Annotated in this window: 22 protein-coding genes; 16 read left to right on the forward strand and 6 right to left on the reverse strand. The window is 70.7% G+C overall.

The window, feature by feature from the left end; genetic code table 11:
- Positions 1–58 precede the first annotated feature (58 nt).
- From A6B37_RS10335 to A6B37_RS10360, 6 genes are all read left to right on the forward strand, one after another.
- A complete protein-coding gene (locus A6B37_RS10335; protein ID WP_102773737.1) occupies positions 59–616 on the forward strand; it encodes a formate dehydrogenase subunit gamma in 558 nt (185 codons plus the stop codon).
- Complete coding sequence (locus A6B37_RS10340; RefSeq protein ID WP_111825687.1) at positions 613–2,184, forward strand: NADH-quinone oxidoreductase subunit NuoF; 1,572 nt, start codon at positions 613–615, stop codon at positions 2,182–2,184. The genes A6B37_RS10335 and A6B37_RS10340 overlap by 4 nt, the downstream gene beginning before the upstream one ends.
- A 13-nt stretch (positions 2,185–2,197) precedes the next feature.
- Positions 2,198–5,074, forward strand: coding sequence for a formate dehydrogenase subunit alpha (gene fdhF / locus A6B37_RS10345; RefSeq protein WP_111825688.1), 2,877 nt, complete (start codon positions 2,198–2,200; stop codon positions 5,072–5,074).
- Positions 5,075–5,091: 17 nt separating this feature from the next.
- Entirely contained in the window at positions 5,092–5,919 is an 828-nt protein-coding gene (gene fdhD / locus A6B37_RS10350) for a formate dehydrogenase accessory sulfurtransferase FdhD (protein ID WP_111826306.1), read from the forward strand.
- A 17-nt stretch (positions 5,920–5,936) separates the two neighbouring features.
- On the forward strand, positions 5,937–6,194 hold the full coding sequence (locus A6B37_RS10355; protein ID WP_111825689.1) for a formate dehydrogenase subunit delta: 258 nt from the start codon (positions 5,937–5,939) through the stop codon (positions 6,192–6,194).
- 105 nt (positions 6,195–6,299) lie between these two features.
- Positions 6,300–7,418, forward strand: coding sequence for a methyltransferase (locus A6B37_RS10360; RefSeq protein ID WP_111825690.1), 1,119 nt, complete (start codon positions 6,300–6,302; stop codon positions 7,416–7,418).
- A gap of 35 nt (positions 7,419–7,453) precedes the next feature.
- Here A6B37_RS10360 and A6B37_RS10365 read toward each other — a convergent pair whose 3' ends face one another.
- The 3 genes from A6B37_RS10365 to A6B37_RS10375 are packed head-to-tail and all read right to left on the reverse strand — an operon-like array spanning position 7,454 to position 9,267.
- Entirely contained in the window at positions 7,454–8,131 is a 678-nt protein-coding gene (locus A6B37_RS10365) for a DUF1345 domain-containing protein (RefSeq protein WP_102773742.1), read from the reverse strand.
- Between the two features lie 36 nt (positions 8,132–8,167).
- On the reverse strand, positions 8,168–8,692 hold the full coding sequence (locus tag A6B37_RS10370) for a chromate transporter (RefSeq protein ID WP_102773743.1): 525 nt from the start codon (positions 8,690–8,692) through the stop codon (positions 8,168–8,170).
- The gene (locus A6B37_RS10375; protein ID WP_111825691.1) at positions 8,689–9,267 is read right to left on the reverse strand and encodes a chromate transporter; all 579 of its coding nucleotides are present in this window, start codon (positions 9,265–9,267) and stop codon (positions 8,689–8,691) included. The genes A6B37_RS10370 and A6B37_RS10375 overlap by 4 nt, the downstream gene beginning before the upstream one ends.
- A gap of 90 nt (positions 9,268–9,357) precedes the next feature.
- On the opposite strand from A6B37_RS10375, the gene A6B37_RS10380 reads away from it, so the two are divergent.
- From A6B37_RS10380 to A6B37_RS10395, 4 genes are all read left to right on the forward strand, one after another.
- The gene (locus A6B37_RS10380; RefSeq protein ID WP_111825692.1) at positions 9,358–10,275 is read left to right on the forward strand and encodes a LysR substrate-binding domain-containing protein; all 918 of its coding nucleotides are present in this window, start codon (positions 9,358–9,360) and stop codon (positions 10,273–10,275) included.
- Positions 10,276–10,321: 46 nt separating this feature from the next.
- Entirely contained in the window at positions 10,322–11,125 is an 804-nt protein-coding gene (gene murI / locus A6B37_RS10385; RefSeq protein WP_111825693.1) for a glutamate racemase, read from the forward strand.
- 92 nt (positions 11,126–11,217) lie between these two features.
- Positions 11,218–11,643, forward strand: a complete 426-nt coding sequence (locus tag A6B37_RS10390; RefSeq protein WP_102773747.1) for a universal stress protein — start codon at positions 11,218–11,220, stop codon at positions 11,641–11,643.
- A 17-nt stretch (positions 11,644–11,660) separates the two neighbouring features.
- Positions 11,661–12,089 carry a universal stress protein gene (locus A6B37_RS10395; protein WP_102773748.1) on the forward strand — a complete coding sequence of 143 codons (429 nt, stop codon included), beginning with the start codon at positions 11,661–11,663 and terminating at the stop codon, positions 12,087–12,089.
- A gap of 13 nt (positions 12,090–12,102) precedes the next feature.
- On the opposite strand, the gene A6B37_RS10400 is transcribed toward A6B37_RS10395, so the two are convergent.
- From A6B37_RS10400 to A6B37_RS10410, 3 genes are read right to left on the reverse strand one after another with little or no spacing between them, the layout of a single operon-like run.
- A complete protein-coding gene (locus A6B37_RS10400) occupies positions 12,103–13,476 on the reverse strand; it encodes a sensor histidine kinase (protein ID WP_102773749.1) in 1,374 nt (457 codons plus the stop codon).
- Positions 13,473–14,135: a response regulator transcription factor gene (locus tag A6B37_RS10405; RefSeq protein WP_102773750.1), complete on the reverse strand. Its 663-nt coding sequence runs from the start codon at positions 14,133–14,135 to the stop codon at positions 13,473–13,475. Before A6B37_RS10405 ends, A6B37_RS10400 begins: the two co-directional genes overlap by 4 nt.
- Entirely contained in the window at positions 14,135–14,455 is a 321-nt protein-coding gene (locus tag A6B37_RS10410; protein ID WP_102773751.1) for a PepSY domain-containing protein, read from the reverse strand. Before A6B37_RS10410 ends, A6B37_RS10405 begins: the two co-directional genes overlap by 1 nt.
- Positions 14,456–14,677: 222 nt before the next feature.
- Between A6B37_RS10410 and A6B37_RS10415 the strand changes: the two genes are divergently transcribed.
- From A6B37_RS10415 to A6B37_RS26330, 6 genes are all read left to right on the forward strand, one after another.
- Entirely contained in the window at positions 14,678–14,992 is a 315-nt protein-coding gene (locus tag A6B37_RS10415) for a PepSY domain-containing protein (protein WP_209165762.1), read from the forward strand.
- 57 nt (positions 14,993–15,049) lie between these two features.
- Entirely contained in the window at positions 15,050–16,360 is a 1,311-nt protein-coding gene (locus tag A6B37_RS10420) for a sorbosone dehydrogenase family protein (RefSeq protein WP_111825695.1), read from the forward strand.
- A 46-nt stretch (positions 16,361–16,406) separates the two neighbouring features.
- On the forward strand, positions 16,407–17,111 hold the full coding sequence (locus tag A6B37_RS10425) for an SDR family oxidoreductase (RefSeq protein WP_111825696.1): 705 nt from the start codon (positions 16,407–16,409) through the stop codon (positions 17,109–17,111).
- Between the two features lie 100 nt (positions 17,112–17,211).
- Positions 17,212–18,777, forward strand: coding sequence for a DUF1800 domain-containing protein (locus tag A6B37_RS10430; protein ID WP_111825697.1), 1,566 nt, complete (start codon positions 17,212–17,214; stop codon positions 18,775–18,777).
- A gap of 10 nt (positions 18,778–18,787) precedes the next feature.
- Positions 18,788–20,167: a DUF1501 domain-containing protein gene (locus tag A6B37_RS10435; protein WP_111825698.1), complete on the forward strand. Its 1,380-nt coding sequence runs from the start codon at positions 18,788–18,790 to the stop codon at positions 20,165–20,167.
- 254 nt (positions 20,168–20,421) lie between these two features.
- A complete protein-coding gene (locus A6B37_RS26330; protein ID WP_348639088.1) occupies positions 20,422–21,432 on the forward strand; it encodes a transposase in 1,011 nt (336 codons plus the stop codon).
- Positions 21,433–21,438: the final 6 nt, after the last annotated feature.

Here is a 21,438-nt window from a genome sequence, read left to right on the forward strand (position 1 = left end):
CAACATATAAATCTCAAAAACAGGCCCCCACACCACAGCAATACAGGAGGAGACCGACGTGCAAGCGCGCGAGGCAACATCCGATCTGGCGTCCAGCGGCGGCGCCCGCGGCGGCCAGATGGCCCTGGACGCGGCCCAGGCGTCCCCCACCCCGGCCATCGCGGCCACCGCCCGCATACTGGCCCGGCTGAAAGACCAGCCCGGCCCGCTGCTGCCCGTGCTGCACGCGGTGCAGCACGAACTGGGCTGTATTCCGGCCGAGGCGGTGCAGACCATCGCCGAGGCCCTGAACCTGTCGCGCGCCGAGGTCCACGGCGTCATCACCTTCTATCCGCATTTCCGCAGCGAACCGCCGGCGCGCCACAGGCTGGAAGTCTGCCGCGCCGAAGCCTGCCAGGCCATGGGCGGCGAACGCCTGGCCGAACACGCGCGCGCCGCGCTGGGCTGCGATTTCCACGCCCGCTCGGCCGACGGCGCCGTGTCGCTGGAGCCGGTGTACTGCCTGGGGCTGTGCGCGCAGTCGCCGGCGGTCATGCTGGACGGCCGGCCCCGGGCCCGCGTCACCCCCGAAAAGCTGGACCGGCTGCTGGCCGGCCTGCGGGAGGCCGACGCATGAACGCCCCCATCGTCATCTATGTGCCGCGCGACGCCGCGGCCCTGGCCCTGGACGCCGACGCCGTGGCCCTGGACATCGAACGCGCCGCGGCGCAACGCGGCCTGGACGTGCGGATCGTACGCAACGGTTCGCGCGGCATGCTGTGGCTGGAGCCGCTGGTCGAAATCGCCACGCCGCAGGGCCGCATCGCCTACGGCCCGGTGCAGCCCGAGGACGTGGCCGGACTGTTCGACGCCGGCTGGCTGGCCGGCGGCGCGCACGCGCTGCGCCTGGGCCTGACCGAGGAAATTCCCTATCTCAAGCAACAGGAGCGCCTGACCTTCGCCCGCGTCGGCGTGACCGATCCGCTGTCGCTCGAGGACTATGCCGCGCACGGCGGCCTGCAGGGCCTGCAGCGCGCGCTGGCCATGGCGCCGGCGCAGATCGTCGAGGAAGTGGTGGAGTCCGGACTGCGCGGGCGCGGCGGCGCGGCGTTCCCGACCGGCATCAAGTGGCGCACCGTGGCCGCGGCCCCGGCCGGCCAGAAATACATCGTCTGCAACGCCGACGAAGGCGATTCGGGCACCTTCGCCGACCGCCTGCTGATGGAAGGCGACCCCTACGTGCTGATCGAAGGCATGACCATCGCCGGCCTGGCGGTGGGCGCCACGCAGGGCTACATCTATGTGCGCTCGGAGTATCCGCAGGCCATCGCCACGCTGCAGGCCGCCATCGGACGCGCCCGCGAAGCCGGCTGGCTGGGCGGGGACGTGCACGGCAGCGGACGCCGCTACGACATGGAGGTCCGGGTGGGCGCGGGCGCCTATATCTGCGGCGAGGAAACCTCGCTGCTCGAAAGCATCGAAGGCAAGCGCGGCGTGGTGCGCGCCAAGCCGCCGCTGCCCGCCGTCTCCGGCCTGTTCGGCCGGCCCACGGTCATCAACAACGTGATCTCGCTGGCCACCGTGCCCATCATCCTGGCGCGCGGCGCGGCCTACTACCGCGACTACGGCGTGGGCCGCTCGCACGGCACGCTGCCGTTCCAGCTGGCCGGCAATCTCAAGCACGGCGGGCTGGTGGAAAAGGCCTTCGGCCTGACCCTGCGCGACCTGCTGTACGGCTTCGGCGGCGGCAGCGCCTCGGGCCGCCCCCTGCGCGCGGTGCAGGTGGGCGGGCCGCTGGGCGCCTACCTGCCGGAATCGCAATGGGACGTGCCGCTGGACTACGAGGCCTATGCGCAGATCTCGGCCATGATCGGCCACGGCGGCCTGGTGGCCTTCGACGACACTGTCGACATGGCGCGCATGGCGCGCTATGCGATGGCGTTCTGCGCCATCGAATCCTGCGGCAAGTGCACGCCCTGCCGCATCGGTTCGACGCGCGGCGTCGAAACCCTGGACCGGATCGCCGCCGGCGGCCCCGGGCGCGAACAGCAGGTGCACCTGCTGCGCGACCTCTGCGACACGATGCTGGCCGGTTCGCTGTGCGCGCTGGGGGGCATGGCGCCCTACCCCGTGCTGTCCGCGCTGAACCACTTCCCGCAGGACTTCGGCATCGAATCCTCCCAGCCCGCCGCTCACACGGCCTGAACCCGAGACCGCCATGCTAGAAACCGTCATCAAGCGCGATCGCGACCTGGGCACGCCGGCGCGCGAATCCGCCGTCACCGTCACCCTCACCATCGACGGCCAGGCCGTCACCGTGCCCGAGGGCACGTCGCTGATGCGCGCGGCCGCCGAGGCCGGCATCAACATCCCCAAGCTGTGCGCCACCGACAGCCTGGAGCCGTTCGGCTCCTGCCGGCTGTGCCTGGTGCAGATCGAAGGCCGCCGCGGCTATCCCGCGTCCTGCACCACGCCGGCCGAGAACGGCATGGTGGTCCATACCGAAACGCCCAAGCTGCACGACCTGCGCCGCGGCGTGATGGAGCTGTACATCTCCGATCACCCGCTGGATTGCCTGACCTGTCCGGCCAACGGCGACTGCGAACTGCAGGACATGGCCGGCGTGGTGGGCCTGCGCAACGTGCGCTACGGCTACGAGGGCGCCAACCACCTGAAAGACGCCAAGGACGAATCGAACCCGTACTTCACCTACGACCCGTCCAAGTGCATCGTCTGCAACCGCTGCGTGCGCGCCTGCGAGGAAACCCAGGGCACTTACGCGCTGACGATCTCCGGCAAGGGTTTCGAATCGCGCGTGGCGGCCGGCCAGGACCAGCCGTTCCTGGACAGCGAATGCGTGTCCTGCGGCGCCTGCGTGCAGGCCTGCCCGACCTCCACGCTGCAGGAAAAGACCGTCATCATGATGGGCCAGGCCGAGCATTCGGTGGTCACCACCTGCGCCTATTGCGGCGTGGGTTGCGGCTTCAAGGCCGAGATGAAGGGCCAGGAAGTGGTGCGCATGGTGCCCTGGAAGGACGGCCAGGCCAACCGTGGCCATTCCTGCGTGAAGGGCCGCTTCGCCTGGGGCTACGCGACCCACAAGGAGCGCGTGCTCAAGCCCATGATCCGCCAGCGCATCACCGACCCGTGGAAGGAAGTGTCGTGGGAAGAGGCGATCGCCTACGCGGCCTCGGAATTCCGCCGCATCCAGGACCGCTACGGCCGCGACGCGGTCGGCGGCATCACCTCGTCGCGCTGCACCAACGAAGAAACCTGGCTGGTGCAGAAGCTGGTGCGCGCCGCCTTCGGCACCAATAACGTCGACACCTGCGCGCGCGTCTGTCACTCTCCCACCGGCTACGGCCTGAAGCAGACGCTGGGCGAATCGGCCGGCACTCAGACCTTCGATTCGATCATGCACAGCGACGTGGTGATCGTCATGGGCGCCAACCCCAGCAGCGGCCACCCGGTGTTCGCCTCGCGCCTCAAGCGCCGCCTGCGCCAGGGCGCGCGCCTGATCGTGATCGACCCGCGCCGCATCGAGCTGGTGAGTTCGCCGCACATCAAGGCCGATTTCCATCTGCAGGTGCGACCGGGCACCAATACCGCGCTGCTGTCGTCCATGGCCCACGTGATCGCCACCGAAGGCCTGATCGACGAAGCCTTCGTGGCCGCGCGCTGCGAGGCCAAGTCCCTCCAGCAGTGGCGCGATTTCGTGTCGCTGCCCGAGAACTCGCCCGAGGCGATGGAGGCCATCACCGGCGTGCCGGCGCAGGCCGTGCGCGGCGCGGCGCGCCTGTACGCCACCGGCGGCAACGGCTCCATCTATTACGGCCTGGGCGTGACCGAACACAGCCAGGGCTCGACCACCGTGATGGCGATCGCCAACCTGGCCATGGCCACGGCCAACATCGGCCGCGAGGGCGTGGGCGTCAATCCGCTGCGCGGGCAGAACAACGTGCAGGGCTCGTGCGACATGGGTTCGTTCCCGCACGAGCTGCCGGGCTACCGCCATATCTCCGACGACGCGGTGCGCAGCCAGTTCGAACAGGACTGGGGCGTGACCCTGCAGCCCGAGCCCGGGCTGCGCATCCCCAACATGTTCGAGGCGGCGCTGGCCGGCTCGTTCAAGGGCCTGTACTGCCAGGGCGAGGACATCGTGCAGTCCGATCCCAACACCCAGCACGTCGCGGCCTCGCTGGCGGCGATGGAGTGCATCGTGGTGCAGGACCTGTTCCTGAACGAGACCGCCAAGTACGCGCACGTGTTCCTGCCGGGCTCGTCCTTCCTGGAGAAGGACGGCACCTTCACCAACGCCGAGCGCCGCATTTCGCGCGTGCGCAAAGTGATGCAGCCCAGGAACGGCAAGTCCGACTGGGAAGTCACCGTGGCGCTGTCGAACGCGCTGGGCTACCCCATGAACTACAGCCATCCCGGCGAGATCATGGACGAGATCGCGCGGCTGACGCCGACCTTCGCCGGCGTCACCTACGAGAAGCTGGACCGCCTGGGCAGCCTGCAATGGCCGTGCAACGACGAGGCGCCCGACGGCACGCCCACCATGCACGTGGACGAGTTCGTGCGCGGCAAGGGCCGCTTCATGATCACCAAGTACGTGCCCACCGACGAGCGCAGCACGCGCCGCTACCCGCTGCTGCTGACCACCGGCCGCATCCTGTCGCAGTACAACGTGGGCGCCCAGACCCGCCGCACGCCCAACGTGGCCTGGCACAGCGAGGACCTGCTGGAACTGCATCCGCAGGACGCCGAGGACCGCGGCGTGCGCGACGGCGACTGGGTCGGCGTGCAGAGCCGCGCCGGCGAGACCGTGCTGCGCGCCACGATCACCGACCGGGTGCAGCCGGGCGTGGTGTACACCACCTTCCACTTCCCCGAATCGGGCGCCAACGTGGTCACCACCGACAGCTCCGACTGGGCCACCAACTGCCCCGAGTACAAGGTCACCGCCGTGCAGGTCACGCGCGTGTCCCAGCCCTCGGAATGGCAGCGCGAGTGGTCGCGCTTCGCCGACATCCAGCACAAGCTGCTGCGCGAACGCGAACGCGAAGACGCCGCCGCGCTGGCCGGTAAATAAGGCCGCGAACCGCCATGATGTCCCTGCCCTTCCCCGCTCCCGCCGCCCGCGCCGACTGCGCGCGGGTGCCCATCACCCGCCTGCGCGCGGGCGCCTTCGGCGCCGGCGCCGAGGACTACGTGGCCGAGGAAACCCCGGTGGCCCTGGAGTTCAACGGCATCAGCCACGCCACCATGCTGGCGACGCCGGCCGACCTGGAGGACTTCGCGCTGGGCTTCGCGCTGTCCGAAGGCATCGTCGCCGGCGTCCATGACGTGCGCGGCATGGACCTGCTGCCGCGGCCCGACGGCATCGTGGTGCAGGTGGAAATCTCCAGCGCCTGCGAGGCGCGTCTCAAGGCCCGCCGGCGCGCGCTGGCCGGGCGCACCGGCTGCGGGCTGTGCGGCGTGGAAACGCTGCCCGAAGTACTGCGTCCCGTCGCGCCCCTGACCCGCGCCGCGCCGGTGCGCGTGCAGGCGGTGCTGGCCGCCATGCGCGCCATGCGCGCGCGCCAGGCGCTGCATGAATTGACCGGCGCCACCCACGCCGCGGGCTGGGCCGGCGCCGACGGCGCGCTGGCGCTGGTGCGCGAGGACGTGGGCCGCCACAACGCCCTGGACAAGCTCATCGGCGCCCTGGCGCGCCAGGGCATGCGCGGCGACGCCGGCATCGCCGCGGTGACCAGCCGCGCCAGCTTCGAAATGGTGCAGAAGACGGCGGCGGCCGGCATCGGCGTGCTGGCGGCCGTGTCCGCGCCCACCTCGCTGGCCATCCGCCTGGCGCAGGACGCCAACCTGACCCTGCTGGGATTCCTGCGCGGCGACGACGCCACGCTGTACTCCCATCCCGAGCGCATCGTCACCTGAACCGGACTACACCACGCATGGAAATCGGCAACCTCATCCGCATGGCCAACCGCATCGGCCAGTTCTTCGAAGCCATGCCCGACCGCCACGAGGCGCTCGAGGGCGTGGCCAACCACATCCATAAATTCTGGGAGCCGCGCATGCGCAACGAGCTCCTGGACTTCCTGGCCCGCAGCCCCGACGGCGACGCCGGCGACACCCGCCTGCACGGCCTGGTGCTGGAGGCGGTCACGCAGAACCGCCAGCGCCTGACGCCGGCCGCCCGCGCGCAATAGCCGGCGGCGGGGCGCGAAGCTGCTACATTGGCAGCCCGCGCCCTTTTCTTTTGCATCCCGAATGACTGCCCTGTCCCGCGCGCGCCGGCCCGCCGGAGCGACGCCTTGAACCCGCCCGAAATCCACTGGGAAGAAAACCAGCTTGCCCGCGCCGCGCGCTGGCGTTCCGAAAGCGGCGCCGCGCCGCCCCGGCGCGTGGTGCTGGCCGATGACACGCTCGGCGCGGACCAGGCCTACCGCCAGGCCTGCGAGGGCGTCGGCCTGCTGTGGCGCGGCGACTTCCACAACGCGCGCCAGCTGCTGCAGGCCATGGCGCGGCGCGTCGACAAGCGTCCGCGCAAGCCCGCGGCCACGCTGCGCGACGCCTTCAACCAGCACCGCCAGTTCCAGTCGCAGCGCGCCCGCATACTGGGCATGCTGCTGATCGGCTTCGACGCGGGCCACGGCATCGCCCTGCGCCGCGCGCCCGACGCGCGCCAGGCCTGCGAAGCCGCCTACGGCCCGGCCGACGAACCCTACGTGGCCTCGCTGCGCGAGCTGCTGGGGCTGATCGGCGCCTACGAATGGCGCAAGAAAGGCGTGGAGATCGCGGCCCTGGGCGCGCGCATCCATCCGCACTACGGCGTGTTCTCGCCGCTGCGCGGCGAATACGTGGACCTGGTGGCGCAGGCGCCGCTGCCGCCCGGCGACGCCGCCTTCGACATCGGCACCGGCAGCGGCGTGCTGGCCGCCGTGCTGGCGCGCCGCGGCTTCAGGCGCGTGGTCGGCACCGACCAGGACCCGCGCGCCCTGGCCTGCGCCCGCGAAAACCTGCAAAGGCTGGGACTGGAAGACCGGGTGGAACTGGCGCAGGCCGACCTCTATCCCGAAGGCCGCGCGGCGCTGGTCGTGTGCAACCCGCCCTGGGTGCCGGCGCGCCCCAGCTCGCCGGTGGAATACGCCGTGTACGATCCCGACAGCCGCATGCTGCGCGGCTTCCTGGACGGCCTGGCCGCGCACCTGGCGCCAGGCGGCGAAGGCTGGCTGATCCTGTCGGACCTGGCCGAGCACCTCGGCCTGCGCAGCCGCGAACAGCTGCTGGAATGGATCGCCCAGGCCGGGCTGCGCGTGGCGGGCCGGCTCGACACCCGGCCCACCCACGGCCGCGCCGCCGACCCGGCCGACCCGCTGCATGCGGCGCGCTCGCGCGAGGTGACCTCGCTGTGGCGGCTGGCGGCGGCCTAGGGCCTGTTCACACTAAAAGGAGCCACGCACAGGCCCTAGACGCGCCCGGCCGCCACGTTCACGCTGATGGCGATGATGAACACGTTGAAGAAAAACGCGATGACGCTGTGCGTCAGCGCGGTGCGGCGCAGCCGCCGGTTCACGATCTGCACGTCCGACACCTGGAAGGTCATGCCCAGCACCAGCGCGAAGTACGCGAAGTCCCAGTAGTCCGGATCTTCCGTACCGGGAAAGTCCAGGCCCTTGTGCATGGCGTTGCGGTGGCCGTAATAGCCGTGGGCGTAATGCAGCGCGAAGATCATGTTCATGTAGAGCCACGACAGGATGATGGTCGCGGCGGCGGCCAGCATGGCCAGCACGCTGCTGGCGCCTTCCTCGATGCGCAGCTCCACCCACAGCGCCGTCATCACCATGCAGGACAGCGCCACGCTGCTCCACAGCACGCCCGTGCGGCCCACGTCCTGCTCCTGCGCGTGGCGGCGCATGGCCTGGGCGCTGGTGCGGCCGAATACGCGTGCCGTCAGGATCAGGAAGACCAGCGCCCCCAGGTCGAACCCCAGCAGCAGCGCCAGCACCAGCGGCAGGCCCGCGGCGTACAGCACGCCGGCGCCGGCCAGCAGCAGCGCGGCGCACAGCACCAGGCGCCGGTGCGCATGGAAGAACGGCAGGCTGGCGGCGGCGGTCTCGGGCTCGAAATCCTTGAGCGGGGGCATGGCGGGCTCCTGCGCGTGGCGAGGCAAGCCCCTACCCTAACCGATGCCGAGCAAACCGGCCAGCGCCCCGCCGAACAGCAGCCACAGCGGATGGATGCGGGTCACGCTGCCCAGCAGCGCCACCAGCGCGGCGATCGCGCCCAGCAGCCAGCTGTGCACCGAGGCCTCGGTGATCAGGGCCGCGCTGGCGGCCACCAGGCCCACCGTCATGGGGAAAATGCCGGCCTGGATCACGCCGCGCCACGGGCGGTCCTTGAAGCGTTCCCACAGGCCCAGCGCGATCACGGTGATCACCGAGGATGGGCCGAACTTGGCGATGGTGGTGACCAGCACGCCCAGGCCGCCGGCCACGTGCCAGCCCACCAGCGTGACCACCATCAGGTTGGGACCCGGCGCGGCCTGCCCCAGCGCGAACAGGGCCGAAAAGTCCGCCGCGCTCATCCAGCCATGCACTTGCACGACCTGGCGCTGCATCTCGGGCAGGATGGTGTTGCCGCCGCCGAAGGCCAGCACCGACAGCTCGGCGAAGATCAGGCCCAGCGCGATAAGGGTATGGATCATCGACGCTGCCTCCACACCATCAGGATGCTCAGCGGCGTCAGCACCGCCATGGTCGGCAGCAGCGGAATGCGCAGCACGGCGATGGCGATGAAACACACCGTGGCGACCGCGCCGGCCAGCCAGTCGCGGCGCTTGAAAACCGGGGTGCCGATCTTCACCGCCATCGAGATCAGCAGGCCCGCGGCGGCGGCGGCCAGCCCGGCGAACAGGTGCTGGATGTGCGGATCGTCCTGGAACCGGTCGTACACCATGCCCAGCATGATCACGATGATCGACGGCGCCAGGATCAGGCCCATCAGCGCCGCGAAGGCGCCGCGCGGGCCGCGGAATTTCATGCCCAGCGCGACCGAAAGATTGATGATGTTGCCGCCCGGCAGGAACTGGCACAGGCCCAGCAGATCGGTGAACTCGGGGCCGCTCAGCCAGCGGTGCTTTTCGACCACCATGCGGCGCGCCAGCGGCAGCGCGCCGCCGAAGGCCGTCAGGCCGAACATCAGGAATCCGTAGAACAGTTGCCCACAGGTGGGCGGGGGCCGCAAGGCGGCCTCGGTGGTGGAGGGTGCTGCTGCGTTCATTTTTATGTGACCAGTAAAGAGTTTGCAGCCTACTCTCCCCACTAGATAATGTCTAATATATGGAAATCTACTGACTCATATCGGGTACATATGGCGTCCATCGACTTGCGGCTGCTGCGCTACTTCGTGGCGGTGGCGGAAGAATCCCACCTGACCAAGGCCGCGGCGCGGCTCGGCATCCGCCAGCCGCCGCTCAGCCAGCAGATCCGCGTGCTGGAAGAGGAGCTGGGCGTCACGCTGTTCCACCGCCTGCCGCGCGGCATGGAACTCACCGAAAGCGGCCGCGCGCTGCTGGAGGACGCGCACAAGATCCTGGCGCTCACCGAGCAGGCGGTCGAAGGCGTGCGCCGCGTGTCGCAGGGCGAGGCCGGCCGCCTGACCGTCGGCTTCACCGGATCGGCCGCCTTCCACCCGTTCGTGCCCTCGGTGATCCGGCGCTTTCGCGAACTGGCGCCGAACGTGCGGCTGGTGCTGGAGGAAAGCAGCACCGGCGAACTGATGGACGACGTGTGCGACGGCCGGGTGGACGTGGCGTTCGTGCGCGGCCCCTATGGCCCGGACCGCGGCGTGGTGGTGGAAAAAGTGCTGGACGAAACCATGCTGGCCGCGTTTCCCGCCGACCATCCGGCGGTGCGGCGGCGCCCGCGCCAGCGCATCGCGCTGTCCGAACTTGCCGACGAATCCCTGATCCTGTACCGCCGCCACAGCGGGCCGGGCCTGTACGACGCCATCCTGGCGGCCTGCGCCGCCGCCGGTTTCAGCCCGCGCATCGCGCAGGAAGCGCCGCGCATGCTGTCCACGCTGAGCCTGGTGGCCGCCGGGCTGGGCGTCTCGCTGGTGCCGGCGTCGCTGCGCCGCGTCAACATCGAGGGCGTGGTCTACGTCAGCGTCAGCCGGCCCGCCTCGCTGCGCGCGCCGCTGAACCTGATCTGGCGCGACGCGCCCCTGTCGGGCGCGGCCCGCAGGCTGATCGAAGAGGTCCGCCGCCACCGCCAGGAATCGCCGTGAGCGCCGCGGCGCTACACTGCCGCACACCCCAATCCGCTTTTCTTTCATGCTTTCCGAATCCCCCATCGGCATCTACGACTCCGGCGTCGGCGGGCTGAGCGTGCTGCGCGCGATCCGCGACGCGCTGCCGCAGGAATCCCTGCTGTACGTGGCCGATTCCGCGCACGTGCCCTATGGCGAAAAAACGCCGCAGTTCGTGGCGCAGCGCGCCGCCACGCTGGCCGATTACTTCGTCTCCTGCCGCGCCAAGGCCATGGTGGTGGCCTGCAACACCGCCACCGCGGCCGCCATCGCGCAGCTGCGCCAGCGCCATCCCGGGCTGGTCATCATCGGCGTGGAGCCGGCGATCAAGCCGGCCGCCCACCTGACCCAGAGCGGCGTGGTCGGCGTGTTCGCCACCACCGGCACGCTGGCCAGCGCCAAGTTCGCCGCCCTGGTGCGGCGCGAGGCGCCCGAGGTGCGCATCCTGCTGCAACCCTGCCCCGAATGGGTGCGGCTGGTGGAGCAAGGCGTGCTGCACGGGCCGCAGGCCGAGGCCGCGGTGCGCGGCCCGGTGGCGCAGCTGCGCGAGGCCGGCGCGGACGTGCTGGTGCTGGGCTGCACCCATTTCCCGTTCCTGCGCGAGGCCATCGAGGCGGCCGCCGGCCCCGGCGTGCCGCTGCTGGAAACCGGCGCCCCGGTGGCGCGCAGGCTGCGCCACCAGTTGCAGGAACGCGGCCTGCTGAGCGCGGGCGGCCCGGGCGCGCTGCGGCTACAGACCAGCGGCGCGGCCGGCGCGCTCGCTGCGCAGGCCAGCCGCCTGCTGGGCCAGGCGCTGGCCGCCGACGCGCTGGCCGAACGCTGGCGCTGAATGCCGGCGGCTTGATCCGGCGCATTCCGCGGCGGCGCGATTCGGCCAATAATGGGCGTACAGCGCACGCCGGCGCTCATCCGGAGACACCCGTGAAACGCATCCTGATCCCCGTGGACGGTTCGCAGCCGTCCCTCCACGCCGTCCAGGCCCTGATCGACGCCCGCCGCTACGCCCCGGTCGAACGGGTCGAACTCCTCAACGTCCAGATTCCGCTGCAGGCCGGCAAGATCGGCCGCGGCCTGTCGCAGGCCGAGATCGACGCCTACCACCAGGAGGAAGGCGAGGCCGCCCTGCAGGCCGCCCGCGCGCTGCTGAGCAAGGCCGGCGTGCCGTTCGAGGAACGCATCGAAATCGGCGCGGCGGCCGACACCATCGTGCGCGTCGCCCAGGAAACCGACGCCGACGAGATCTACATGGGCTCGCGCGGCCTGGGCTCGGTTTCGTCGTGGTTCCTGGGTTCGGTCGCGACCCGCGTCCTGCACCTGGCGGAACTGCCCGTCACGCTGGCCAAGTAAGGCCCGGAGGAACAACCATGCTGAACATCCTGGTCCCCGTCGACGGCTCCGACTACGCCAACCGCGCCGTCCTGTACGCCCGCGAGCTCGCCCAGGGCGCGGGCGCCGCCCACATCCACCTGCTCAATGTCCAGACGCCCGTGCAGGGCCGCGCCGGCCTGTCGCGGCTCATCACCCAGGACATGATCGACGAGTTCTACGCCCGCGAAGGCGAAGAGGCGATGGAAGAGGCGCGCAAGCTGCTCGACGTGACCGGCACCGCCTACACGCGGCACGTCGCCTTCGGCCACGTGGCCAGCGAAATCGCCGGCTACGCGCGCGACCACCGCTGCGAGCGCATCGTCATGGGCACGCGCGGCAACGGCGCGCTGGCCAACATCCTGATCGGCTCGGCCGCCAACCAGGTGCTGCAGCTGGCCGACGCGCCGGTCACCCTGATCAAGTAGCCGCGCCCGCGGTTCAGGCGGCCGGCAGCCGCAGCGACACGCGCAGCCCGCCCAGCGGCGAGCGCGCCGCGCTTACCTCGCCGCCGTAGGTGGCGGCCAGGTCGCGCACGATGTCCAGGCCCAGGCCCGAGCCGGGTCGCTGTTCGTCCATGCGCACGCCGCGCAGGAAGATGCGCTCGCGCTCGTGGTCCTCGATGCCCGGGCCGTCGTCGTCGACGTGGATCGACAGGCGCCCCGGCCCGTCCTCCTGCGCCGTGAGCCGCACCCGGCCGGCCGCCCACTTGCAGGCGTTGTCCAGCAGGTTGCCCAGCATTTCCTGCAGGTCCTGCTGTTCGCCGCGAAACGCCAGGCCGGGCGCGGCCTGGGCGTCCTCGATCTGCAGGCCGCGCTGCGCGTACAGGCGCCGCACCACGCGCAGCAGGCCCTGCGCCGTTTCCGCCAGCGGCGTGCGTCCGTCGGCCGCGCCCGAGGCCGCCGCGGCCCGGGCCCGCGCCAGGTGATAGTCGATCTGCCGGTTCGCCATGCCGACCTGCTCGCGCACCAGCGCCGCCAGCGGCCCTTGCTCGCGCGCGGCGGCGTTGGCCAGGATGGCCAGCGGCGTCTTGACCGCGTGCGCCAGGTTGCCGGCCTGGGTGCGCGCGCGCTGCACGATCTCGGCGTTCATCGCCAGCACCTGGTTGAAATCGTCGACCAGCGGCTGGATCTCGCTGGGAAAACTTCCCTCGATGCGGCGGCTGTCGCCCGCGTCCTGCGCCGCCAGCTCGCGCCGCAGCCGCGCCAGCGGCCGCAGGCCGACCAGCACCTGCACCACCGCGGCCACGGTCAGCCCGGCGGCCAGCGCGCCCAGCGCGATCGCCAGCATGTGGTTGAAGCGTTCGATGGGTTCGGCCAGCGCGGCGCGGTCCGCCGCCACCAGCAGCCGCAGCGGCGCCGCGCCGTCCTCGGCCGGCGTGACCACGCGCCCCAGCGCGGCCAGTTCGCGCCCGCCGGGGCCAGCCACGTCGTAGGCGCGGTCGCCCTCGCCCGGCGCCTCGGGCGGCGCCTGCAGGGTCTGGTCCCACAACGAACGCGAACGCGCCACGCCGGCGGCGGCCGGCTGCCCGTTCGCGGCCAGCCGGTCGATCTGCCAGTACAGGCCCGACAGCGGCTGCTCCAGGCGCGGATCGCTCAGCGGCGGGGCCACCGCCGGCCGGCCGTCCGCGCCGACGTTGAGGGCGGCCGTCAGCTGGTTCAGGTGCAGCGTCAGTTCGGCTCGCAGTTGCTGGGTGATGTGCTGGCGGAACAGGCTGGCCAGGCCCCAGCCCGCCAGCGCCACCGAGGCCAGTATCCAGGCCAGCGTGCCGGCCAGCAGCCGCAGCCGCAGCGAGCGCGCCGCGGGCCGCGTCATTGCGGGGCCGCCAGGCGGTAGCCCAGCCCGCGCACGGTTTCGATGGTGTCGGGCGGCAGCTTCTTGCGCAGCCGGCCGACGAAGACCTCGATGGTGTTGGAATCGCGGTCGAGGTCCTGCGCGTAGACGTGCTCGGTCAGTTCGCTGCGCGAGACCACTTCGCCGGCGCGCTGCATCAGCACCGACAGCACCTTGAATTCGTGACTGGTCAGCGTCAGCGGACGGCCGTCCACGCTGACCCGCGCCTGGCGCGTGTCCAGCAGCAGCGGGCCGCAACGCCATTGCGCGCTGGCGTGCGCGGTGCTGCGGCGCAGCAGCGCGCGCACCCGCGCCAGCAGCTCTTCCATGTGGAACGGCTTGGTCAGGTAATCGTCGGCGCCGGCGTCTATGCCGGCCACTTTTTCATGCCAGTTGTCGCGCGCGGTCAGGATCAGCACCGGCATGTTGCGACCGCCGGCGCGCCAGGCCTTCAGCACGGTCAGGCCGTCCACCACGGGCAGGCCCAGGTCCAGCACCACCGCGTCGAACGCCTCCACGTCGCCCAGGTAGCGCGCCGATTCGCCGTCGGCGGCGGCATCCACGGTATGGCCGGCGGCGCGCAGCGCCTCGGCGAGCTGGCCGGCCAGCGTGGGTTCGTCTTCGACCACCAGTATCCGCATCAGGGTTCGCCTTTGAACTTGATGTCGCGGCCCTTGATCCCCAGCAGCGTGCCGTCGCGCGCGTCGAGCTTCAGTTTGAGGATGCCGCCGCCGCTTTGCAGCACCCGGATCTCGTAGATGAATTCGTCGTCGTCCTCCTCGAACTCGACCTTGACCACCTGCCCCGGGAAATCGCGCTCCACGATGTCCAGCACCGCGCCCAGCGGCAGCACCTTGCCGGCCTGCAGCGCCTGGCGCGCGCGCTCGTGGTCGCTCTCGTCGGCCAGGCCGGCCACCGGCCCCGCGATCAGCGCGAGCGCGAGCGCGCAGGCCGGCAGCATGCCTGCGGGCCTGAATCCGGTTCTAGGGTCGCGCAACGCCGGGCCTCTCTGTGGAAATGGGGGATTCAAAAGGGGATGGATCAGGCGTCTTTTATACCGCGGCGCGGATGAACCGGGCATGAACGGCGTCTTCAGAACCGGTTCATGCGCCAACCCGAATAATGCCGGCAGGCCGTGAGGACGGCCCCATCCATCCAGTCCAAACCTTAGGAGAATTCCATGATGACGCGCATTCAGAAAACCCTGGCAGCCCTGGCGATCGGCGGCTCGGTCCTGGCGGCGGGCGCCGCCGTCCATGCCCAGGCCGCGCCGCAGCAGGCGCCGGCCCCCGCGGCCACCGCGCCCGCGGCCCCGATGCTGACGATCCGCCAGGTCTACGACAAGATGGAGGCGGCCGGCTACCGCAACATCTCCGAGATCGAGCGTTCCCGCAAGCACGGCTACGAGGTCAAGGCCGACGACCCGCAGGGCCAGCGCGTCAAGCTCCACGTCGATCCGCAGACCGGCGCCGTGACCCGCAGCCGCTTCGACGACTGAAGGCCGAAGGGCGCGCCAGCGCCCGAGTATGATGGGACATCGTCCGGGAGTCGCATCATGCAGATCCTACGTACCGCGGCGGCGGCCGGCCTGGCGCTGGCCACGCTCAGCGCCTGCGGCGAAATGGCCACGCTGCCCGTCGAGGCGGGCATGGGGCCGGCGCCGCAGCTGCCCGCCCCCAATCCCACCCTGATCCCCACCGTCAAGACCGCCAAGGCCGTAGGCTGGCCCGCCGGCGCGCATCCGCGGGCCGCGGACGGCCTGGCCGTGACCGGCTTCGCCGCCGGCCTGGACCATCCGCGCTGGCTGTACGTGCTGCCCAACGGCGACGTGCTGGTGGCCGAAACCAACGCGCCGCCCAAGCCGGAATCGGCCTCGGGCGGGCTGAAGGGCTGGGTCGCCGGCCTGGTGATGAAGCGGGCCGGGGCCCGCACGCCCAGCGCCAACCGCATCACGCTGCTGCGCGACGCCGACGGCGACGGCGTGGCCGAAACCCGCGGCGTGCTGCTCGCAGGCCTGAACTCGCCGTTCGGCATGGCGCTCATCGGCCGGCACCTGTACGTGGCCAACGCGGACGCGGTGCTGCGCTTTCCGTACGAGTCCGGGCAGACCCGCATCGACGCGCCGGGCGAAAAAGTCACCGACCTGCCCGCCGGCATCAACCACCACTGGACCAAGAACCTGCTGGCCAGCCCCGACGGCGCCCGGCTGTACGTCTCGGTCGGCTCCAACAGCAACGTGGCCGAGAACGGCATGGACGCCGAAACCGGCCGCGCGGCCATCTGGGAGATCGACGTGGCCAGCGGCGCCAAGCGCCTGTACGCCACCGGGCTGCGCAATCCGGTGGGCATGGCCTGGGGGCCCGACGGCAAGACGCTGTGGACCGCGGTCAACGAACGCGACGAACTCGGCAGCGACCTGGTGCCCGACTACATGACCTCGGTGCGCGACGGCGGCTTCTACGGCTGGCCCTACAGCTACTTCGGCCAGCACGTCGACACCCGCGTCGCGCCGCAGCGGCCCGACCTGGTGGCGCGCGCCATCGTGCCCGACTACGCGCTGGGACCGCACACCGCCTCGCTGGGCCTGGCCTGGTCCGGCGGCGCCAGGCTGCCCTACGGCGAGGGCATGTTCGTGGGCCAGCACGGCTCCTGGAACCGCAATCCGCCCAGCGGCTACAAGGTCATCTTCGTGCCGTTCTCCGGCGGCCGGCCCGGCGGGCCGCCGCAAGACGTGCTGACCGGTTTCCTGGACGAAAGCGGCCAGGCGCAGGGCCGGCCGGTCGGCGTGGCCGTCGACCGCCGCGGCGGCCTGCTGGTGGCCGACGACGTCGGCAACGCGGTCTGGCGGGTCGGCGCCGCGCCCTGAGCCGCCCCTACAATGTCCGCTCCGAATATTCGACACAGGAGCGAACATGAGCACGGATAAAGTGGCGATCGTTACCGCGGGCGGCAGCGGCATGGGCGCGGCGGCGGCGCGCAAGCTGGCGGCCGACGGCTTTCGCGTGGCCATACTGTCGTCCTCCGGCAAGGGCGAGGCCCTGGCCCGGGAACTCGGCGGCCTGGGCGTCACGGGCTCGAACCGTTCGCCCAAGGATCTGGCGCGGCTGGTGGACACCGTCGTGCAGAAGTGGGGCCGCGTGGACGCGGTGGTCAACAGCGCCGGCCACGGCCCCAAGGGCCCGCTGCTCGAAATCAGCGATGAGGACTGGCGCCTGGGCATGGAGTTCTACCTGCTGAACGTGGTGCGCATCACGCGCCTGGTCGCGCCCATCATGAAGCAGCAGAAGTCCGGCGCCATCGTCAACATCTCCACCTACGCCACCTTCGAGCCCGAGGCCTTGTTCCCCACCTCCGGCGTGTTCCGCGCCGGGCTGGCCGCCTTCACCAAAGTGTTCGCCGACGAATACGCCGGACACAATGTGCGCATGAACAACGTGCTGCCAGGCTTCATCGACAGCCTGCCGGAAAAGGAAGACCGGCGCGTGCGCATCCCGATGGGCCGCTACGGCACGGCCGAAGAAGTCGCCGACCTGATCGCCTTCCTGGCGTCGGACGCCTCGTCCTACATCACCGGCCAGAACATCCGCATCGACGGCGGCATCACGCGCTCGGTCTGAGCCTCCCGCTTTAGTCGTAGTCCCTCATCCGAATGACGGTATTGAAGCCCGCCCGGGGCTTCAGTACCGTAGGTTTTCGCATTCGACGAGGTGCCTGCGCATGTCCGCTACGCCGTCAGCGGCTGCGCCGCAGTCCGCTGCCCCTACGCTACCCCGCCCCACGCCGGGCCAGGCCTCGCGCTTCCTGGCGCAGGCGACGTTCGGCCCCACGCCGGCCGACATAGAAGCCGTGGTGCGCGACGGCTACGCCGCCTGGCTCGACAGGCAGCTGGCCATGCCGCCGTCGCAGACGCATTTCGACTGGCTGCTGCAACAGGGCAAGAACACCGAGGAATTCAAGGGCAACGGCATCAACGCCCCCCTCGAATCCACGCTCTGGCGCAAGTTCATCAGCGCCCCCGACCAGGTGCGCACGCGGGTGGCGTTTTCGCTGTCCGAGATCTTCGTGGTGGGCGTGTCGTCCATCACCGCGTCCTGGCCCTTGTTCGGCGCGGCCGGCTTCATGGACCTGCTGGCCGAGCACGCGCTGGGCAATTACCGCGACCTGCTGGCCGCGGTCAGCCAGAACCTGTCCATGGGCTGCATGCTGACCTACCGCGGCAACCGCAAGGAAGATCCCAAGACCGGCCGCCATCCCGACGAGAACTACGCCCGCGAAATCATGCAGCTCTTCAGCATCGGCCTGCTGGAGCTGGAGCCGGACGGCTCGCTCAAGATGGTCGACGGCAAGCCGGTGGAAACCTATACCAACGCCGACGTGCAGGGGCTGGCCAAGGTATTCACCGGCTGGGACATCAACGGTCCGGAGACCGACGTGGAATTCCACCGCCGGCCGATGGCGCTGAACAACGCGCTGCACTCGCTGGCCGAAAAACGCTTCCTGGGCGCCGTCATCCCGCCGGGCACCGACGGCCACCTGTCGCTCAAGCGCGCCATCGACGTCATCAGCGCCCATCCCAACGTGGGACCGTTCATCGGCACCCAGCTGATCCAGCGCCTGGTCACCAGCAATCCCAGCCGCGCCTACGTCAGGCGCGTATCCGCCGCCTTCGACGACGACGGCACGGGCGCGCGCGGCAATCTCAAGGCCGTGGTGCGCGCCATCCTGCTGGACCCGGAGGCGCGCAACCCCGACCTGAACGCGCCCGACTGGGGCAAGGTGCGCGAACCCATCCTGCGCTTTTCCGGCTGGGCGCGGGCCTTCGGCGCGAACTCCACCAACGGCGTATGGGCCATGCCCGACACCACCGACAACACCATACGGCTGGCGCAAAGCCCGATGCGCTCGGCCAGCGTGTTCAACTTCTTCCGCCCGCGCTACGTGCCGCCGGTCACCGAACTGGCGCGCCGCCACCTGGTGGCGCCGGAGCTGCAGATCACCGACGAAACCAGCGTCGCCGGCTACCTGAACTTCCTGGCCATCTACGTGGACCGCGGCTGGGAAGACCTGCAGACCTCCTACGCCGCCGAGATCGCGCTGGCGCCCGACCCCGCCGCGCTGGTGGCGCGGGTGGCGCTGCTGCTGGCGGGCGACGCCTTCTCCGACCGGACCGCCGCGGCGATCGCCCAGGCCGTCTCCAGCATCCCGCCCGAGCGCCCGCGCGACCGGGTGCGGGCCGCGATCACGCTGGTGGCGGCCACCCCGGAATACCTGGTACAGAAATGAAAGCCCGCAGATGAAAAACGCCAGCCGCCGTGAATTCCTGCTCCGCGCCTGCGCGCTGGGCGCCTCCCATGCCGCCGCCCCGCTGGCGCTGAATCTGGCGGCGCTGGGCGCGGCGGCCGCGCAGTCCGCCCCCAATGACTACAAGGCGCTGGTCTGCGTCTTCCTGTATGGCGGCAACGACCCGTACAACTCGCTGGTGCCGTTCGACGCGCCCGCATACCGGGCCTACGCCCAGGCGCGCACCGACATCGCGCTGCCGCGAGACGCCTTGCAGGCGACCGCGCTGCGCGGCAGGCAGGCCGCGCCCGGCGGCGCGCAATTCGCGCTGGCGCCGTCGCTGGCGCCGCTCAAGCCGCTGTACGAAAGCGGCGACATGGCCGTGCTGCTGAACATCGGCCCCCTGGTCGTGCCGACCACCAAGGCCGAATACATCGGCGCGCGCGTGCCGCTGCCGCCCAAGCTGTTCTCCCACAACGACCAGCAGTCGTACTGGCAGGCGCTGGCCCCCGAAGGCGCGTCCTCGGGCTGGGCCGGGCGGCTCACCGACCTGTTCGCCGACGCCAACGCGCAGCGCACGTTCACCGGCATCACCGCCGGCGGCAGCACCGTGCTGCTGGCCGGCCGCCAGGTCGCGGGATATCGCGTCGGCATCCACGGCTCGACCCCCATCGACCTGCTCGGCCGCGACATGTACGGCTCCAGCGATTGCACCGCGCTGCTGCGCCAGCTCATCACCCAGCCGCGCGAACACCTGATGGAACGCGAACTGTCGCGCATCGCGGCCCAGTCCATCGACGCCGACGCCCGCCTGCGCGCCGCGCTCGCCGGCGTCGCGGTGCCCGGGGATTTTTCCACGCCCCTGGCCCAGCAGCTGAAGATCGTCGCCCGCATCATCGGCGCGCGCCAGGCGCTGGGCGCGCGGCGCCAGGTGTTCTTCGTATCCCAGAACGGCTATGACAACCACGCCGGCCTGAACGACACCCACCCGGCGCTGCTGCGCGAACTGGGCCAGGCCCTGGCCGCGTTCCAGCAGGCGCTGGCGGCCACCGGCGTGGCCGACCAGGTCACCACCTTCACCGCATCCGAATTCGGCCGCACCCTGGGCTCCAACGGCAACGGCTCCGACCACGGCTGGGGCTCGCACCATTTCGTGCTTGGCGGCGCGGTCAAGGGCGGCCGCTACTACGGCCAGCACCCCGAGATCGCGCGCGACGGCCCGGGCTTCGTCGACAACGGCCGGCTGCTGCCTACCCTGGCGGTGGACCAGCTCGGCGCCTCGCTGGGGAAATGGTTCGGGGCCAGCCCGGAGGACTTGAAGCTGGTGTTTCCGAACCTGCGGCATTTCGATGCCGATGCGTTGGGGTTGTTTGAGGGTTCTGGCGGGGTCTGATGGGTGTCGCGCGCTGGGCATTCGTGTTCTTGCCCGGTGAATCTCGCGCTATACCCATCCTACGGGATTGACGGAGGCCGGGGAACCGTAGGATGGGTATAGCGCGAGACGACTTCCAAAAGAAACCAATCATCGAACGCGCGACACCCATCACGCGCCAACCTCACGGCCACCCGCGACGGACCGATATGACACCCCCGCCCTCCGCCACGGCCGCGCCGGCCCATGCTTGACCGGCTTATCGAGGAGCCGGGATGACCGACTACAGACGCCATTACGTTCCAGGCGGCGCCTACTTTTTCACCGTGGCCGCGCGGCGGCGCGGAACCTGGCTGCTGGTGCAGCGCGCCGAACTGCTCAAAGCCTGCATCCGCGCGGAACAGCGGCTGGCGCCATTCGCGATTCTTGCCGCGGTCATCATGCCGGACCATCTGCACATGGTCTGGCGGCTGCCGCAGGGCGACAGCGACTATCCGAACCGTTGGCGCCGGATCAAGACCCGCTTTTCGCGCGCGCTGCCGGGCGCGACGCGCACTTCCACATCGGCGCGCCGCGAGCGCGGCATATGGCAGCGGCGCTACTGGGAACACACGGTGCGCGACGAGTCGGATCTGACCGCCTGCATCGGCTACGTCCATGCCAATCCGGTCAAACACGGCTACGTGGCGCGGCCGGAACTGTGGCCGCATTCCACCCTGCTCGCCTGGCAGGAACGCCGCCGCCTGCGCTTGGCAACACCGCCCCGGCGGTTCTATAAACTGGATCTGCGGGCCGATGGCGCCCGCGCCCCTGCCACCTGCCGCCCGCCCATGACCGCCTCCCCTGCCCTGACGCTGGCGCCCGCCACCGAAGCCGACCTGCCCTTTCTGCTGGCCCTGCGCAAGTCCACCATGACCGAGCACCTGCGGCGCGCCGGCGCGCCCAGCGACGACGCCTACCACCTGGTCCGTATCCGCCACCGCTTCGAGGACGCCCGGATCGTCTGGGCCGACGGCCGCAAGGCGGGGCTGTTCAAGGCTACGCGCAACGGCGCGGCCTGGCGCGTGGTGCAGATCCAGATCGCTCCCGAGTTCCAGGGGCGGGGCCTGGGCCGGCGCCTGCTGGCCGGCCTGCTGCAAGAGGCCGACTCCCGGGCGGCGACGGTCGACCTGGGCGTGCTGCATGGCAATCCCGCCCGGCGTCTCTACGAATCGCTGGGCTTCACCCCCGTGGAGGAGCATCCGCTGGAAACCGAAATGCGCTACTTCCCCCGGAAGGCCGGCTGATATTTT

Source organism: Achromobacter sp. HZ01 (assembly GCF_003267925.1).
GTDB lineage: Bacteria > Pseudomonadota > Gammaproteobacteria > Burkholderiales > Burkholderiaceae_B > Achromobacter > Achromobacter pulmonis_A.

What these genes read in the sequence shown, in the direction of transcription:
- A6B37_RS10340 (WP_111825687.1), top strand. Translation starts at nt 613, where the DNA reads ATGAACGCCCCCATCGTCATCTATGTGCCGCGCGACGCCGCGGCCCTG.
- fdhF (WP_111825688.1), top strand. Translation starts at nt 2,198, where the DNA reads ATGCTAGAAACCGTCATCAAGCGCGATCGCGACCTGGGCACGCCGGCG.
- fdhD (WP_111826306.1), top strand. Translation starts at nt 5,092, where the DNA reads ATGTCCCTGCCCTTCCCCGCTCCCGCCGCCCGCGCCGACTGCGCGCGG.
- A6B37_RS10355 (WP_111825689.1), top strand. Translation starts at nt 5,937, where the DNA reads ATGGAAATCGGCAACCTCATCCGCATGGCCAACCGCATCGGCCAGTTC.
- A6B37_RS10365 (WP_102773742.1), bottom strand. Translation starts at nt 8,131, where the DNA reads ATGCCCCCGCTCAAGGATTTCGAGCCCGAGACCGCCGCCGCCAGCCTG.
- A6B37_RS10370 (WP_102773743.1), bottom strand. Translation starts at nt 8,692, where the DNA reads ATGATCCATACCCTTATCGCGCTGGGCCTGATCTTCGCCGAGCTGTCG.
- A6B37_RS10375 (WP_111825691.1), bottom strand. Translation starts at nt 9,267, where the DNA reads ATGAACGCAGCAGCACCCTCCACCACCGAGGCCGCCTTGCGGCCCCCG.
- A6B37_RS10380 (WP_111825692.1), top strand. Translation starts at nt 9,358, where the DNA reads ATGGCGTCCATCGACTTGCGGCTGCTGCGCTACTTCGTGGCGGTGGCG.
- murI (WP_111825693.1), top strand. Translation starts at nt 10,322, where the DNA reads ATGCTTTCCGAATCCCCCATCGGCATCTACGACTCCGGCGTCGGCGGG.
- A6B37_RS10395 (WP_102773748.1), top strand. Translation starts at nt 11,661, where the DNA reads ATGCTGAACATCCTGGTCCCCGTCGACGGCTCCGACTACGCCAACCGC.
- A6B37_RS10400 (WP_102773749.1), bottom strand. Translation starts at nt 13,476, where the DNA reads ATGACGCGGCCCGCGGCGCGCTCGCTGCGGCTGCGGCTGCTGGCCGGC.
- A6B37_RS10405 (WP_102773750.1), bottom strand. Translation starts at nt 14,135, where the DNA reads ATGCGGATACTGGTGGTCGAAGACGAACCCACGCTGGCCGGCCAGCTC.
- A6B37_RS10410 (WP_102773751.1), bottom strand. Translation starts at nt 14,455, where the DNA reads ATGCTGCCGGCCTGCGCGCTCGCGCTCGCGCTGATCGCGGGGCCGGTG.
- A6B37_RS10415 (WP_209165762.1), top strand. Translation starts at nt 14,678, where the DNA reads ATGACGCGCATTCAGAAAACCCTGGCAGCCCTGGCGATCGGCGGCTCG.
- A6B37_RS10420 (WP_111825695.1), top strand. Translation starts at nt 15,050, where the DNA reads ATGCAGATCCTACGTACCGCGGCGGCGGCCGGCCTGGCGCTGGCCACG.
- A6B37_RS10425 (WP_111825696.1), top strand. Translation starts at nt 16,407, where the DNA reads ATGAGCACGGATAAAGTGGCGATCGTTACCGCGGGCGGCAGCGGCATG.
- A6B37_RS10430 (WP_111825697.1), top strand. Translation starts at nt 17,212, where the DNA reads ATGTCCGCTACGCCGTCAGCGGCTGCGCCGCAGTCCGCTGCCCCTACG.
- A6B37_RS10435 (WP_111825698.1), top strand. Translation starts at nt 18,788, where the DNA reads ATGAAAAACGCCAGCCGCCGTGAATTCCTGCTCCGCGCCTGCGCGCTG.
- A6B37_RS26330 (WP_348639088.1), top strand. Translation starts at nt 20,422, where the DNA reads ATGACCGACTACAGACGCCATTACGTTCCAGGCGGCGCCTACTTTTTC.